We start from the raw sequence: 13,480 nt of genomic DNA on the forward strand, positions 1-13,480 counted from the left end.
GACTCAGTTGTCCGCACTCGCCGGCGGGCCCGCCGGGGCCGCGGCGCCGCGGGCGTCCCAGCGCAGCGCGAGGGCCGTGGCCAGCGCCCCGACGCCCTCCCAGGCGGCCACCGCCAGGAACCGGGCCGGCGCCACCTCGGCCAGCACCACGATGATGAAGACGACGAACGTGACCAACCGGAAGAAGACCGTGAACCGGTAGAAGGGCCGCCACTCGGTGGCCGTCGCCAGCAGGTAGTAGACGCCCATGTTGAACGACGCCATGGCGGACGCGGTCAGGAACGTGCCCGTGTAGTCGCCGGCCGCGCGGCTCTCCGGCACCTCGAAGCCGAGCATCCGCAGCTGCGCCTCGGGCCAGAGCAGCCCGAGCGCGCCCAGCAACAGCGCGAGGACGCCGAAGACCCCGATCGTCCAGCCGGCGCTGGAGCGCGGCAGCCTCATCACGTCCTCCCCGTGGCCGGCACGGGGCCGCCGCAGCGGACGCCGTGTGGACCTGACACGGTATCGGCTGCGAAGGATGTCCGCATCGGCGGAACCGGCAGATTCAGGACGCCGCCGCGCCCTCGGCCGGGTCGGCCATCGCCGCCAGTCGGGCCCGCAGCGCGTCCGCCGCCGCCCGCTCGCTGCGCTGCTCCGTCGCGTACGCCAGCCGGACGGCCTCGTCGGCGCTGGCCAGCGCCTCGGCGGGGCGACCGCAGGCGGCCAGCGCCTCGGCCAGCACGCTCGCCGCGATCACCTGGCTGCGCACGTCCTCGGCCGGGGCGGCGACCGCCCGCCGGGCCCAGTCGAGGGCCTGCTCGCGCTGGCCGTGCGCGAGCAGCGCGTCGGCGTAGCGGGCCATGGTCTGGCGGCGGGAGACGAGCATCGACGGCGAGTTGGCGGCTCCGGTGGCCACCGGAGCCAGCAGGCCGACGGCGGTGGCCGGGTCACCGGCGGCCAGCCTGGCGGTGGCCAGCAGCACCCGGGGGCCCACCTGCACGGGCGCCTGCGGATTGTGCGGCTCGACGGCCGTCAGCACCGTGCGGGCCGCCTGCTCGGCCGTCTCGTGGTCGCCCATGTCCAGCGCCACGAAGCCGCACAGCGTGCCGGCCATCCCGGCGAGCAGCGGGTGCGAGGTCCGCGCGGCGTACGACAGCGCGTCGGTGAGCAGGTCGGCGGCGTGCGCCGGCTCGCCGAGCCCCCGGGCGACCACTCCGCGCACCACCAGGGCGAAGCCCTGCCCCCAGTCGTCGGAGACCTCGGCGAAGTCCCGGTACGCCCGGCGGGCCGCCCGGTCGGCCTCGGCCAGTTCGCCCAGCTCGGCCGTGGCGAACGCCTCGACCGCGCGCAGCGTGCCGACCGCCCACGCCTCGCCCACCCGCTCGCCGAACGGCAGGAACACCCGCGCCAGCCGGCACGCCTCCCGCAGCCGGCCGGCGAGCAGCCGGGCGAACGCGGTGGTGCCGCGCAGCCACGCCCGCCCGTACGGGTCCTTCAGCTCGGCGAAGAGGCGGGCGGCGCGGCCGAGCACGGCGTCCGTGCCGGCGAAGTCGCCCCGGGTGGTGGTGACCCAGGCGAGGTTCTGCAGCGACCAGGCCTGCCCGCGCCGATCCTCCGAGGTGAGGCTGACCTGGTACGACGCCGCGAGCCGGCTGCTCGCCTGGCTCAGCCGGCCGGCGACGAAGTCGGCCATGCCGAGCCGGCGCATCGCCGAGGCGCGCAGGTTCGGCAGCTCGCCGGCCGTGGCCACCTGCAACGCCTCCTGCCAGCAGGCCGTCGCCCGGGCCTGGTCGCCGAGAGTCTGGTGGGCCTGGCCCGCCAGCAGCAGGGCGCTGGCCTGGGTGCCCGCCTCGTCCCCCGCGTTGGCGGCGATCTTCTCGGCGTACGCGAGCGCGTCGGCGGCCCGGCCGACCTGGAGCAGCGCGCGGGCGTGCAGCACCCGCAGCGCCGCCGGGACCGAGCCCCGGGCCAGCTCGGCGGCGCGCTCCGCGTACTCGACCGCGACGGCCGGCTCCCCGGCCTGCAGCGAGCGGCGGGCGGCCCGACCCAGCGCGGCCACGCCCAGCGGGCCGACCGTGCGGGCCGGCGCGTCCGGGCGCAGCTTCACGGCGTCGGCGAGCGCGGCGGCCCGCTCGACGTGCTCGGCGACGAACGCGTCCCGGGCCGCGTCGGTGAACCCGCCCGGGGCGGCCGGCTCGCCCGGCGCGCCGGGCGCCGCCCAGCGGGCCAGGGCGGCGTGCCGCTCGGCCAGCTCGGCCTTGCTCACACCGGAGTACGCGGCCTCCCGCATCAGCGGGGTGGCGAAGGAGTACCCGGACCGGGTGCGGTGCAGCATCCGGCGTTGCAGCAGCTCCTCGACGGCCCGTTCGAGCTCGACGGCCACCACCGCGGCGGGCCGGCCGTCCCGCCCGGCGCGCTGCTCCCGCAGCGCCGCAAGCGCCCCGCCGGGGACGGTGTCGCCGACCACGGCGGCGTCCCGCAGCACCGACCGGGCCTCCGGTGGCAGCGCGTCGATGCGCGCCGCGAGCACGGCGGCGAGGTCCCGGGAGAGCAGCCGGCTGCCGAGCGAGCCGGGCGCGAGCCGCCAGTTGCCGCCGGCCGGCCCGCCCCGCTCCGGGCCGACGGTCAGCGCGCCCCGCTCCATCAGCAGGGTGACCAGCTCGGCCAGGTAGAACGGGTTGCCCTGGGCGGTGGCGAGCAGCCGGTCGGCGTCGGCCTGGGGCAGCTTCCCGCCCGCGAGGTAGCTGGTGAGCAGCCGGGCCGCGTCGGCGCCGCGCAGCGGGGGCAGCGCGTGCACCTCGGCCTCCGAGAGCCGGGTCAGCGCCCCGGCGGTGCGGACCAGCTCGGGGCGGCCGAGCAGCAGCACCAGCACCGGGCCGGCGAGCTGGTTGAGGGTCAGCGCGAGCGCCTTGATCGTCTCGGCGGTGGCGTCGTGCAGGTCGTCGACGACGATCACCAGTGGCGCCTCGGCGGCCATGGCGGTGAGCAGGCCGGCCACGGCGTTCGGCACGGCCTCCGCGTCGGCGGGCTGTCCGGCGGCGGCCCACTCGCCCTGGTCGGCCGGGCCGCCGCCGGCCAGCTCGGCGTACCCGAGCAGGGCCAGGAGCTGGTCGGTGGCCACCGGCGCGGGATCGTCGCGCAGCCGGGCCAGGCGCTGGTTGAGCCGGCGCAGGCGCTCCTCGACGGCCGGCCGGGTCAGCGCGGTCGCCGGGTCGTTGGGCAGGCCGACGGCGGCCCGGACCAGGTCGGCGAGCGGGGCGAGCCGGCGGCGCTCGCCGAACGCGGCGCAGCGCACCGAGAGCACCCGGGCGCCGGAGTGCGCGGCGTACCGGCCGGCACCGACGTCGTAGCCGGCGGCGAGCCGCTCCACCTCGGCGGCGAACCGGGACTTGCCGATCCCCGCCTCGGCGGTCATCAGCAGCACCCGGGGCTCCCCCCGGTCGATCACCTCGGCGAGCCGGCCGGCGACCCGGCCGATCTCGGTCTCCCGGCCGACGAACGGCGCCTCGTCGCCGAGGCCCGACCGGGTGCCCGGGGCGTCCAGCAGCCCCAGCAGCTCGTACGCCTCGACCGGCTCGCGCTTGCCCTTGAGCCGCAGCGGGCGCAGCGCCCGCCAGGAGGCCACGTGCCGGGTGGCCGCTGAGGTGCGGGCGCCCGCGTAGACCGCGCCGACGGCGGCGGCGTCGGCGAGCCGCGCGGCGGTGTTCACCGTGTCGCCGATGACCGTGTACTCGATCGCCGCCTGGATGCCCGCGATCACGTCCCCGGTGTTCAGCCCGACCCGCAGGCCCAGCGGCGCGCCGCCGCCGCGCTCGTCGTCGAGCACCCGGCGTACCGCGCGCTGCATGGACAGCGCGGCCCGGACGGCTCGCTCGGCGTCGTCCTCGTGCGCGACCGGCGCGCCGAAGACCGCCATGATCCCGTCGCCGGTGAGCTTGTCGACGTGCCCGCCGAACGTCTTCACCGCACCGGCGAGGGCGGCGAGCACCCGGTCGGTGACCGCGCCGACCCGCTCCGGGTCGAGGTCCTCCGACCAGGAGGTGAAGTCGGACAGGTCGCCGAAGAGCACGGTGACCACCCGCCGCTCGGCGGCGGGCAGGGTGGCGGCGGCCGGCAGGGCCGCGCCGCAGCTGTGGCAGAACCGGGCACCGGGCACGGCGACCGTGCCGCACACCGGGCAGGTCACGGCTGCTCCACCCCGAGGTACTCCAGCTGGGCCCGGACGGACCACTCGGCCGCCCACCAGAGCGAGCGGTCCACGTCCGCGTACACCTTGGCCACCACCTCGCCGGCGGTGGTCGCGCCCTCGGCGACGGCCTGCCGTACCTGGTCGAGGCGCGCCCGGCGGTGGGCCAGGTAGAACTCGGCGGCGACGCCGCAGTCGGTCAGCGCGGGGCCGTGCCCGGGCAGCGCCGGCACCCCCCGGTACGTCGACAGCAGCTCCAGACTGGCCAGGTAGTCGCCGAGGTGCCCGTCGGGGTGGGCCACCACGGTGGTGCCCCGCCCCAGGATCGTGTCGCCGGTCAGCACCACCCGCTCGTCGCCGCACCCGACCAGGAAGCAGGCAGAGTCGGCGGTGTGCCCGGGAGCGGGGAGCACGGTGACGGCGAGGCCGCCCTCGTCGAGCGCGGCGCCCGGGCCGAGCGGCGCGCCGCCGTGGCAGTGCGCGGGGTCGACGGCCCGGACGGGCGCGCCGCCGAGCAGCTCACGCAGCCGGGGCGAGCCCTCCGTGTGGTCCGGGTGCCCGTGGGTGATCAGCACGGCGGCGACTGGGCCGTGCGCCGCGATCGCGGCCAGGTGGCCGTCGTGGGCGGGGCCCGGATCGACCACGACCGCCGGCTCGCCGGGCCCCGACCGCAGCACCCAGGTGTTGGTGCCGTCGAGCGTCATCGGCCCCGGGTTCGGCGCGCGCAGCAGCGAAACCCACCCCGGCAGCTGATCAGCCAGCGCCGCCACCGCCGCAGTGATGTGCCCGGTCATGCCAGCGATCGTACGACCCCGACCGCCACTCCCCGCGATCTTGCAGTTGCGGCCCCGGATATGTGCCCGTTCACGGCTTTCGCCCGGGCCGAAACCGCAAGATCGCGGGGGCGGGACGGGTCAGGCGACCTCGACGATCAGCTCGACCTCCACCGGGGCGTCGAGGGGGAGCTCCGTGACGCCGACCGCGGAGCGGGCGTGCCGGCCGGCCTCGCCGAAGACGGCCCCGAACAGGTCGGACGCGCCGTTGATCACGGCCGGCTGGCCGGTGAACCCTGGCGCGCTGGCGACGAAGCCGGTCACCTTGACGATCTTGACGACGCTCTCCAGGCCGACCAGCGCGTCGACGGCGGCGAGGGCGTTCAGCGCGCACCGGGCGGCCAGGTCCTTGGCCTGCTCGGCGGAGACCCCGGCGCCCACCTTGCCGGTGGCCAGCAGTTTGCCCTGCGCCATGGGCAGCTGGCCGGAGACGTAGACGTGCTGCCCGGACTGGACGGCCGGCACGTAGCTGGCCACCGGGGGCACCACCTCGGGCAGCTCGAGCCCGAGCTCGGCGAGCTTGGCGTGCGGTCCGTTGCTCATACCGCTCACGCCTTCGGCCGCTTGAGGTACGCGACGAGCTGCTCCGGGTTGGGGCCGGGGACCACGGAGACGAGTTCCCAGCCGTCCTCACCCCAGTTGTCGAGGATCTGCTTGGTCGCGTGGACCAGCAGCGGGACGGTGGCGTATTCCCACTTCTGCATCGGTGCAGGGCTCCCTAGGAGGCGACGAGTTACCGCGCACAGCCTACGATCCGGCACCCGCCGCCCGACGCGGCACGCCGCTCACCGGCCGCTCGGCGGCTCCCCGCAGGCTCCCTCGTGGTCGTACGGCTGGGGGCAGCGGGAGCGGTCCGGCAACAGCAGGTCGCAGAAGACCCGGTGCCGGTTGTTCTGGTCGTCGGCGGTCGAGACGGTGGTCTCCCCGGCGTCCAGCTCGCGCAGGAAGCCCAGCGAGACCGCGACCGTGCCGGCCAGCGCGGTGGCCGCCGCCAGGTCCGCGACCCGGACCGGCAGGTGGATGACGTACCCGGGCCCCTCGTCGTCCCGGGGCCGCTCGGCCGGCCGGCCGAGCACGCGCAGCGGCTCGCCGGGGTCGGCGAACCGCCGGTACGGCCGCTCGTTGACCGGGTACGGCCGCTCGGCGGCCGGCCCCTCCCCGGCGGCCGCGGCGGGCCCGCCGCGGCGGGCGTCGCCGAGGGGCGGGATCTGGGCTCGGGAGATGTTGTCCGTGTCGCGCATGCACTACCTCCGGGCCTCTCGCCTGATCGGGGTCGTCATCCGGCTCGGACGACCCGTCCGATTCGGCCCCGCACACCGGCCACGAACGTAGGACCCGATCCGGACCGGATCAAACAGGCCACGCACGAAGGGTCACTGTAAGTCACATATGCGACACATCTCCGGTCGGGCAGCCGACCGCGCCGGACGCGCTCCCATGGTCACCGCCCGGCACGGCCGCCCCGGGGACCCACCCTGGCAGCGGTTCACCGCTACCCTTCCGGTCGAGGAAGGCGCGTACCATCCGCCCGCCTTCGCCCGACCAGCCCGTCGCGTCCGATGCGGACGTCGACGCGCCGCACCCCCGGGGGACCGACATGACCCAACCACCCAACGGCGGCACCACCGGATCGCCCGGCGACCCGCCCACCGGCGACCGCGCCCCGGGACCGCTCGGCGGCCCGGTTCCCCCGGCCCGCCCGGCGCTCCCGCCGGCGGCCCGGTCAGCCCCGGACCGGCGGCCCGGGCACCGGCGGCAACCCGCTCGGCCCCGGGCCGCACGGCGCCCCCGGCCCGATCGCCACGCCGCCGCCCGTGGGGCCGTTCGCCGCGCCGCAGCCGGGCGTGCCGTACCCGGGCGTCCCCCAGCCCGGTTACCCACAGGCGGGCCTTCCGCAGCCCGGTCATCCCCAGGCGGGCGCCCCTCAACCCGGCTACCCACACGCGGGCGCCCCCCAGCCCGGTCATCCCCAGGCGGGCCCTCCGCAGCCCGGCGCTCCCGGAGCCGCGCCCCGCCGGGATACCCGCCGTACCCGGCGCCGGCCCAGCCCAGGAAGAAGCGCGGCGTGCTGATCGCCTCGATCGTGCTCGCCGTGGCCGTCCTGCTGTGCGGCGGTGGTGGCCTGGCCGCGTTCCTGACCCTGCGCAACGTCGAGAGCGGCGAGGGCGCGAAGGAGCCGACGGCCGCGGTGGAGAACTTCCTCACCGCCGTCTACCAGCAGCGGGACGCGAAGAAGGCCGCGAGCCAGGTCTGCTCCGCCGCGCGGGACGACAAGGAGATCGCCGCGAAGGTGGCCGAGGTCAAGCGGTACGCCGAGGAGTACGAGAACCCCCGGTTCCGGTGGACCAGCCCGAAGCTGGAGAACCAGACCGGCGAGCGGGCCACCGTCACCACCAAGGTGACCATGACCACCTCGGACGAGAAGCTGACCGAGCAGGACCTGCGCTTCACGGTCGTGCAGACGACCGGCTGGTGGGTCTGCGAGGTCGCCTGACGCGGGTGGGGCCGCCGCGCCCGGCGTGACCGGCCGTGGCGGTCGCCGTCACCGGTGCGGCCGGGTGGATAGGCTCGACGGGTGCGAGCAGCTGAGCGGCCGGCCGACCCGGCCGGTACGGAGTGGGCCGCCCGGCTCCACGTGGTGACCGGCAAGGGCGGCACGGGCAAGACCAGCGTGGCGGCGGCGCTGGCGCTGGCGCTGGCCGCCGGCGGCCGGCGCACCCTGCTGGTCGAGGTCGAGGGGCGGCAGGGCATCGCCCAACTCTTCGGCACCGATCCACTGCCGTACGAGGAGCGGCACCTCACCGACGCCCCCGGCGGCGGCGAGGTGCGGGCCCTGGCGGTGGACGCCGAGGAGGCCCTGCTGGAGTACCTCGACATGTTCTACAAGCTCGGCGCGGCGGGCCGGGCGCTGCGCAAGTTCGGCGCGATCGACTTCGCCACCACCATCGCCCCCGGCCTGCGGGACGTGCTGCTCACCGGCAAGGTCAAGGAGGCCACCACCCGCACGACCGGCCAGCGCCGGGTGTACGACGCCGTGGTCCTCGACGCGCCGCCGACCGGCCGGATCGGTCGGTTCCTCAACGTGACCGCGGAGACGGCACGGCTGGCCAAGATCGGCCCGATCAAGACGCAGAGCGAGGGTGTCGCCGCGCTGCTGCGCTCCCCGATGACCGCCGTGCACGTGGTGACGCTGCTGGAGGAGATGCCCGTCCAGGAGACGGTGGACGCGATCGCCGAGCTGACCCGGTTCGGCTTCCCGGTGGGACAGCTGATCGTCAACGCGGCCCGGCCGCCGCTGCCGGCGGGACGGGCGGTCGGCACGGCCGAGCTGCGGCGCGGGCTCCTCGCGGCCGGCCTGCCGGCGGACCGGGCGACCGTCGCCGGGCTCGCCGAGGAGGCGCGTGACCAGCTCATCCGCCGGGAGCTGGAGGACTCGCTCCGGGCCGACCTGGTGGAGCTGGGGCTGCCGCTGACCGAGCTGCCCCTGCTGCCCGACGGGGTGGACCGGGCCGGCCTGGAGACGCTGGCGCGGGTACTCGTCCGGGCGGATTGACTCACACTGGCGCCGGCACGGCGCAGCGAGCCCCGAGAGCCCGATACGCTCGATTGGTGCCTTCCGAAGACGCGGCGCCCCAGCTGGACGTCGACCAGATCCTCGCCGACCCCGGCGTGCGGATCGTGGTGTGCTGCGGGGCGGGCGGAGTGGGCAAGACGACCACCGCCGCGGCGCTGGCGCTGCGGGCCGCCGAGCGGCACGGCCGCCGTACGGTGGTGCTCACGATCGACCCGGCCCGCCGGCTGGCCCAGTCGCTCGGCCTCACCGAGCTGGACAACACCCCCCGGCAGGTCAAGGGCATCGACGCCGAGGCCAGCGGCGGCGAGTTGCACGCCATGATGCTCGACATGAAGCGCACCTTCGACGACGTGGTGCTCCAGCACACCGACCCGGCGAAGGCCGCCGAGATCTTCGCCAACCCCTTCTACCAGGCCATGAGCTCGACCTTCGCCGGCACGCAGGAGTACATGGCGATGGAGAAGCTCGGGCAGTTGCACGCGCGGGGCGAGTGGGACCTGATCGTGGTGGACACCCCGCCGTCCCGCTCGGCGCTGGACTTCCTCGACGCGCCGGCCCGGCTCTCGCGGTTCCTCGACGGGCGGATGCTGCGGCTGCTGCTGGCCCCGGCGCGCAGCGGGGGCCGGAGCATGTTCAGCCTCGTCACCGCCAGCTTCGGCATGTTCTCGCGGGTCGTCCAGAAGGTGCTGGGCGCACAGCTGCTCACCGACCTGTCCGGCTTCGTGGCCGCGCTGGATTCGATGTTCGGCGGCTTCCGGCAGCGCGCCGAGCAGACGTACCGCATCCTCCAGGCGCGGGAGACGGCGTTCCTGCTGGTCGCGGCGCCGGAGCCGGACGCGGTCCGGGAGGCGGCCTACTTCGCGGGCCGGCTCCGGGAGGAGCGGATGCCGCTGGCCGGCCTGGTGCTCAACCGGGTGCACCGGCCGACGGTGGGGTCGCTGGACGCGGCGGAGAGCCTGGCCGCCGCGCAGCGGCTGGCCGACCTCGGCGGGCACGAGGGGACGGTCGACGTGCTGCGGGCCCACGCCGCGCTGGCGCAGCAGGCGGTACGCGAGCGGCGGGTGGCGGCCCGGTTCACCGAGGCGTTCCCGCAGGTGCCGTCGGTGTCGGTGACGGCGCAGCCCGCCGACGTGCACGACGTCGACGGGCTGCGGACGATCGGCGCGGCGATCAGCCGGTCGTGACCGGCGTCAGCCGGTCGTGACCAGGACCTTGTCCTTGCCGGGCTTGTTGTCCTTGGCGTTCTTCTTCATGGCCGCCTCGAACATCTTCCGCCAGCTGGCGACCTGGGGGTGACGGCGCAGCAGGGCCCGGCGCTCCCGCTCGGTCATGCCGCCCCACACCCCGAACTCGATCCGGTTGTCGAGCGCGTCGGCCAGGCACTCGTACCGAACTGGGCAGCTCCGGCAGATCCGCTTCGCCACATTCTGTTCAGCGCCTTGTACGAACAGCGCGTCCGGGTCTCCGTTCTGACACGCCGCCAGCGACGGCCAGTCAGTGATCATGCCCATGTGTACACGTCCCCCCTTGCAGTACCTACCGACTTCGCGCGACCAGCCGTCGATTCCCCCCGGTCGTCCGCCCGGCCTCCCCAGGGCGGCACGGACGACCCGCGGCTCAGTCGCCGCCATCATCATGCTCTGTAGTCGGCTGATTACGCAACGTTGTCGGCGAAATCCATCATTACGGACACTCCCGGCTTCCCGGGCCCTCGGCCCCCGTCTACCCGGCCGGAGTACGTGAAAACGCTGCGCGTCTCCACCGATCGGTGGAGACTCGGCGCCAGGTTCACGCAACCACGCACCGGGGTTCGTGCGTTTAGCACAACGAGGTCGGCGCGCGCAGGAAATGGGGAAAGTACGCCGCAGCGCCCCTCCTGACCTGTTCGCGTACCCTGTCGAGGTGACCTGGATGCGGAAACGTGACCACAATGTGCTGACCAACGCCGCATCGCTGCTCGTCTGTGGCCTGCTGGCCGGCGTGGTGGTCGCGGCGGCGGCCTTCCCCGCGGTGGCGATGTCCGGGCTGGCCGCGAAAGCCGGAGCCGAGACCTTCGGGGCACTGCCCAAGGAGCTGATGGTGGCCCGCGCGCCGCAGATCAGCTATCTGGTCGCGTCGGACGGCAAGACGACGCTCGCGGCGATGTACGACGAGAACCGACGCGACGTGAAGCTGTCCGACATCTCGCCGTACATGCAGAAGGCGATCATCGCCGCCGAGGACCACGACTTCTACAAGCACAACGGCGTCGACCTCAACGGCGTCGCCCGCGCGTTCGTCAACAACCAGTCCGGCGCCAGCTCCCAGCAGGGCGCGTCGACGCTGACCATGCAGTACGTCCGGCTGGCCATCGCGTACTCGGCCACCCACCCGGCGGACGTGGTCGCCGCGACCGAGGACACCAGCGCCCGCAAGCTGCGCGAGATGCGGCTGGCCCTCCAGGTCGACAAGGAGTTCTCGAAGGACGAGATCCTCAACCGCTACCTGAACCTCGCCTCCTTCGGCAACGGCGCGTACGGCATCTACGCCGCCAGCCAGGTCTACTTCGGCAAGCCGCCGAGCAAGCTGAACATTTCCGAGGCCGCGCTGCTCGCGGGCATGGTGAAGGCGCCCAGCACCAACGACCCGACCACCAAGACCGGCTACCCGCTCGCCCTCGACCGGCGCAACTACGTCATCGAGAACATGGTGAAGACCGGCGCCATCACCAAGGAGGAGGGCGAGGCGGCCAAGGCCACCACGCTGGTCGTGAAGGACAAGACCACCCCGAACGGCTGCGTCGCCACCAACAAGAAGGAGTGGGGCTTCTTCTGCGACTACTTCTACCGCTGGTGGCTGCAGCAGGAGACGTTCGGCTCGACGACGTACGACCGGGAGCGGCGGCTCAAGAGCGGCGGCTACACCATCACCACCACCCTCGATCCGCAGGCGCAGAACGCGGGCGACAAGGCCGTGCGCAAGAACCTCGGGGTCAACAGCAAGGCGGCCCGGATGGTCGCGGTCGTCGAGCCGGGCACGGGCCGGGTCCGGGCGCTGTCGGTCAACCGGAACTTCAAGATCGACGACCCGAAGCACCCGCAGAACAAGGTCTCCACGGATCCGAAGAAGGCCAAGCGGGGCATCCGCGGCAACGTTCCCAACACCGTGATCCCGCTGCTCACCGGCGGCGGTGACATCAAGGGCTACCAGGCCGGCTCGACCTTCAAGATCTTCACCATCGTGGCCGCGCTGGAGAAGGGCATCCCGCTCAGCTACACGATCAACTCGCCGAAGCAGTTCAAGTCCGAGTACATCATCGACAGCGGCAACCCCGCGGCCTGCCAGGGCACGCACTTCTACTGCCCGACCAACTCCAACGAATCGATGGCCGGCGTGCACAACATGTGGAGTGCGTTCGGCCGGTCGGTGAACACCTACTTCGTCCCGCTCCAGCAACAGGTGGGCGCCGAGAACGTGATCAAGGCGGCGCAGAAGCTGGGCATCCAGTTCCGGGACAGCGACGACGCCAAGCGGGCCACCAAGGATGGCGGCGCGAACCAGTGGGGCGCCTTCACCCTGGGCGTCTCGCTCACCACCCCGCTCGACCTCGCCAACGCGTACGCCACCCTGGCGGCGGACGGCAAGTACTGCGAGCCGATCCCGGTACAGAAGATCGTCGGCCCGGACGGCAAGTCCCTCGACGTGGCCAACCCACGCTGCGAGCAGCGAATCAGCACCCAGGTCGCCCGTGCGGCCGTGGACGCCGCCCGCTGCCCCGTCGGCGACCGTTCCTCCACCTCCAAGTGCACCGGCGCCACCGCCGGCCAGGCGCGGGGGATCGTCGGCAAGCCGGTGGCCGGCAAGTCCGGCACCACCGACTCCGAGAAGACCTCATCCCTGGTCGTGATGACCAAGCAGTACTCGGTGGCCGGCATCCAGGCCGACCCGGACTGGCCGCAGACCAACCAGAAGATGGGCCACAACGAGGCGACGGGCATCAACCCGCCGGTGTGGGAGACGCTGCGCGACGCCATGAAGGGCAAGCCCGGCATCCAGTTCACGCCGCCCAGCGGCAAGATCATGGAGGGCGACCAGCGCCCCATCCCCGACGTGAAGTGCGTGGACATCGAGGCCGCGAAGTCCCGGCTCAAGGGCGCCGGCTTCGAGCCCGTGGTCTCCTCGAACCGGGTCCCGTCGAGCTGCGCCGCCGGCAAGGCCGCCGGAACCAGCCCGAGCGGCCGCACCATCAAGGGCGGCGTGGTGACCATCGAGGTCAGCAGCGGCGGCAGCAAGCCGGTCAACCCACCGACCAACGACGGCACCGGCGATTTGCCCGGGACCGGAAACGGGAACGGGAACGGCGGCCGCCCGGGTCGCCCGGGCTGACCGATCGAGCCATCCGCGAACGGGCGGGCACCCCTTCCGGGGTGCCCGCCCGTTCGGTTACGGCGTCGTCGAGAGCGTCAGAGGCCGAGCTGGCGGCGTACCTCGGCGGCGACCCGGCCACCCTCGGCCCGGCCGGCCACCGCGGCCTGGGCCGCCCTCATCGCCGGGCCCATCTGCGCCTTGCCGCTGAACCCGCCCGCGGCGAGCGCCCCCGCGACCAGCTCGGCCAGCTCGTCGTCGGAGAGCTGCTTCGGCAGGTAGCGCTCCAGCACGTCGCCCTCGGCGGTCTCCTTCGCGGCCTGCTCGGCGCGGCCCGCGTCGGCGAACGCGGTGGCGGCCTCGCGCCGCTTCTTCGCCTCCTTGGTCAACACGGCCAGCACCTCGTCGTCGTTGAGCTCGCGCTTCTCCTTGCCGGCGACCTCGGCGTTGCCGACGGCCGCGAGGGCCATCCGCAGCGTGGAGGTGGTCAGCTCGTCGCGTGCCTTGAGGGCGGCGCGCATGTCGGCGGTCAGGCGGTCCTTCAGCGTGCTCATGGACGGTCAA

11 protein-coding genes and 1 pseudogene are annotated in these 13,480 nt (G+C 74.3%); 4 read left to right on the plus strand and 8 right to left on the minus strand.

What is annotated here, in order from left to right; translation table 11 throughout:
- Positions 1-3: 3 nt before the first annotated feature.
- The 6 genes from JD77_RS09735 to JD77_RS09760 all read right to left on the minus strand — a co-directional run bounded on the left by JD77_RS09735 (position 4) and on the right by JD77_RS09760 (position 6,239).
- A complete protein-coding gene (locus tag JD77_RS09735) occupies positions 4-441 on the minus strand; it encodes a hypothetical protein (RefSeq protein WP_145773984.1) in 438 nt (145 codons plus the stop codon).
- Positions 442-544: 103 nt separating this feature from the next.
- Positions 545-4,165, minus strand: a complete 3,621-nt coding sequence (locus JD77_RS09740; RefSeq protein ID WP_145773985.1) for an adenylate/guanylate cyclase domain-containing protein — start codon at positions 4,163-4,165, stop codon at positions 545-547.
- Positions 4,162-4,959 (minus strand): MBL fold metallo-hydrolase, encoded by a 798-nt coding sequence (locus JD77_RS09745; protein ID WP_145773986.1) that lies wholly within the window; start codon positions 4,957-4,959, stop codon positions 4,162-4,164. The genes JD77_RS09740 and JD77_RS09745 overlap by 4 nt, the downstream gene beginning before the upstream one ends.
- 120 nt (positions 4,960-5,079) lie before the next feature.
- Complete coding sequence (locus JD77_RS09750) at positions 5,080-5,541, minus strand: RidA family protein (RefSeq protein ID WP_145773987.1); 462 nt, start codon at positions 5,539-5,541, stop codon at positions 5,080-5,082.
- A 5-nt stretch (positions 5,542-5,546) separates the two neighbouring features.
- Positions 5,547-5,702, minus strand: a complete 156-nt coding sequence (gene sp36, locus JD77_RS09755) for a Sp36 family protein (RefSeq protein ID WP_013736319.1) — start codon at positions 5,700-5,702, stop codon at positions 5,547-5,549.
- Between the two features lie 81 nt (positions 5,703-5,783).
- Entirely contained in the window at positions 5,784-6,239 is a 456-nt protein-coding gene (locus JD77_RS09760; RefSeq protein WP_145773988.1) for a hypothetical protein, read from the minus strand.
- Between the two features lie 677 nt (positions 6,240-6,916).
- On the opposite strand from JD77_RS09760, the pseudogene JD77_RS09765 reads away from it, so the two are divergent.
- The 3 genes and pseudogenes from JD77_RS09765 to bagB all read left to right on the plus strand — a co-directional run.
- Positions 6,917-7,492: pseudogene (locus tag JD77_RS09765) on the plus strand (Rv0361 family membrane protein); the annotation flags it as partial.
- An 81-nt stretch (positions 7,493-7,573) separates the two neighbouring features.
- A complete protein-coding gene (gene bagA / locus JD77_RS09770) occupies positions 7,574-8,551 on the plus strand; it encodes an ATPase BagA (protein WP_145773989.1) in 978 nt (325 codons plus the stop codon).
- A gap of 53 nt (positions 8,552-8,604) precedes the next feature.
- Positions 8,605-9,756, plus strand: a complete 1,152-nt coding sequence (bagB, locus tag JD77_RS09775) for an ArsA family ATPase (RefSeq protein WP_211372524.1) — start codon at positions 8,605-8,607, stop codon at positions 9,754-9,756.
- Positions 9,757-9,762: 6 nt separating this feature from the next.
- Here the strand turns inward: bagB and JD77_RS09780 are convergent, their stop codons facing one another.
- On the minus strand, positions 9,763-10,083 hold the full coding sequence (locus JD77_RS09780) for a WhiB family transcriptional regulator (protein WP_145773991.1): 321 nt from the start codon (positions 10,081-10,083) through the stop codon (positions 9,763-9,765).
- A 400-nt stretch (positions 10,084-10,483) separates the two neighbouring features.
- Here JD77_RS09780 and JD77_RS09785 point away from each other — a divergent pair, with 400 nt between their 5' ends.
- Positions 10,484-12,937 carry a penicillin-binding protein gene (locus JD77_RS09785; RefSeq protein ID WP_145773992.1) on the plus strand — a complete coding sequence of 818 codons (2,454 nt, stop codon included), beginning with the start codon at positions 10,484-10,486 and terminating at the stop codon, positions 12,935-12,937.
- A gap of 77 nt (positions 12,938-13,014) precedes the next feature.
- Here the strand turns inward: JD77_RS09785 and JD77_RS09790 are convergent, their stop codons facing one another.
- Positions 13,015-13,470: a GatB/YqeY domain-containing protein gene (locus JD77_RS09790; protein WP_145773993.1), complete on the minus strand. Its 456-nt coding sequence runs from the start codon at positions 13,468-13,470 to the stop codon at positions 13,015-13,017.
- Between the last annotated feature and the right edge of the window lie 10 nt (positions 13,471-13,480).

The sequence above is a fragment of the Micromonospora olivasterospora genome (assembly GCF_007830265.1).
Classification (GTDB): domain Bacteria; phylum Actinomycetota; class Actinomycetes; order Mycobacteriales; family Micromonosporaceae; genus Micromonospora; species Micromonospora olivasterospora.